Source organism: Mesorhizobium sp. M1403 (assembly GCF_040317695.1).
Lineage (GTDB): Bacteria > Pseudomonadota > Alphaproteobacteria > Rhizobiales > Rhizobiaceae > Mesorhizobium.
This window is the reverse complement of the sequence record NZ_JAMYKY010000099.1, coordinates 1-646: the sequence shown is the minus strand read 5'-3', so window position 1 is coordinate 646 and position 646 is coordinate 1. Positions and strand designations below refer to the sequence as shown.

Annotated in this window: 1 protein-coding gene; it reads right to left on the bottom strand. The window is 60.7% G+C overall.

From position 1 onward, the window contains the following. Window positions 1-646: AMP-binding protein (locus NKH01_RS35200; protein WP_353024751.1), on the bottom strand; the 646-nt coding region annotated here is incomplete at both ends.

The following is a 646-nucleotide window of genomic DNA, read 5'->3' as shown; positions in this document are numbered from 1 at the left end:
TCGCCCACCGCCCCGAATGGAACCGGCGCGCCATGGCCGTCCAGAAGATACACCCGCGTGTTCGCAATCGGACGGCCGATCGGGACGATTGATCCAGCAAAGTCTTTGGGACAACTCCAAACCGTCGCACAAACAGTTGTTTCGGTGGGTCCATAGGCGTTGACGATAGAGGCTGCAGGAAGGCCCCGGATCAGTTCGGCCCTCGGCAACTCCCCAGCAAGAATGACAACTTGCGACGCCAGACCATCCAGATTCTGGCTTCCCTGAAGCAGTGCGGGGGGCAGCGTCGCATGCGTGATGGCTTCGTTTCGAAGGTAATCCGACAGCTTGCCACTTGCTTGACGGATCTCGTCCCCAGGAAAATGCAACGCAGCGCCTGAGCCAAACGCCATGACAAGCTCCCAGGTGCTTGCATCAAAGCCGAAGGAGGCGAACTGCACGATCCGGCTGTTTGAATGAACCCCAAAAAGCGCAATTTGCGCCAAGCCCAGATTGACCACCCCCTGATGCTCGACCATGACGCCCTTTGGGGCTCCGGTGGAGCCTGAGGTGTAGATGACATAGGCGAGATGGCGGGGGGTGAGGCCGAGGGCGTAGGGATCGGGATCGGAAGCGGGCAGCCCGGCCCAGGCGGACGTGTCCGTCT